This window comes from Bradyrhizobium genomosp. III, assembly GCF_000261705.1.
GTDB classification, from domain to species: Bacteria; Pseudomonadota; Alphaproteobacteria; order Rhizobiales; family Xanthobacteraceae; genus Bradyrhizobium; species Bradyrhizobium ottawaense.
This window is the reverse complement of the sequence record NZ_AJQF01000197.1, coordinates 1-923: the sequence shown is the minus strand read 5'-3', so window position 1 is coordinate 923 and position 923 is coordinate 1. Positions and strand designations below refer to the sequence as shown.

Genomic DNA, 923 nt, shown 5'->3' with positions numbered 1-923 from the left:
GGCTGGCCCGCCGCAGGAAGCGCATCTCCGCCGGCCGCATCAGCCGCGGCGCCTGTTCTGGGCAACTCGTCCGTCATGATCCTGCCAACCCCGATTCCGCCGCACGCTAGCCGCCGATCGTCCCTAGCTCAACCGTGCCGGGAGAGATCGTTCACATCACATTCGCCATGAACGACGCCAGCGCGTCGCGGTCCGCCGCAGGCATGGTCAAGCCCAGCTTGGAGCGGCGCCACAGGACGTCCTCGGGGAAGCGGGCCCATTCGCGAGCCATCAGGTAGCGGACCTCGGCGCCGGTCAGTTCGGGACCGAAGCCCGGGCCGAGATCGTCGCGGCTCCTGGCGTCACCGAGAACTGCGGACAACCGCGAGCCATAAGCCCCGACCAGACGCTGGGCCTCTGGCTCCGACAGAAACCGCCAGCGGTCGCGCGCAAGGTCGACTTCGGTGTCGAAACGCTCCCAGGCAAAATCTCCGCCGGGCAGCGCGGCGCCGGCAGTCCAGGGCGGCGACATCGGATAGAACGGCGTCAGCTTCGTCACCGCCCACTCCGCGCGCAGGCGCGAGGTGGTGACGTCGCCGCCGAACATGGTGAGCAGCGGCGCCTTGCGCAGGCGCGCATGGAACAGCATCGTGCCGTCGCGGCCGCGCAGGGACGCCAGCGCCAGGTTGACGCCGGAGACTGTCCGGACCACGTCGGTCGGGGCGACGCGCTGACGAAAATAGCGGCTCGCCGCTTCGCAGAGATAGCCGACGTCGGCCCCCGGCATCGCCACAATTGCGGGATCGCCGGTGAAGGCGTGCGTGACCGTGCCGATCAGCGTGAAGTCGCGCTCGAAGGGCCGGGCAAAGATCAGCCGTCCATCATTGTTCTGAAAGACGTAGACGTTCTCGGAATCGAACAGCCTGGGCACGATGATCTGGCTC

The 923-nt window shown here is 68.1% G+C and carries 1 protein-coding gene; it reads right to left on the bottom strand.

What is annotated here, in order from left to right; genetic code table 11:
- Positions 1–151 precede the first annotated feature (151 nt).
- The coding region (locus tag IC66_RS0117015; RefSeq protein WP_038948426.1) for a glycerol-3-phosphate dehydrogenase C-terminal domain-containing protein at positions 152–923 on the bottom strand (772 nt) is incomplete at its 5' end.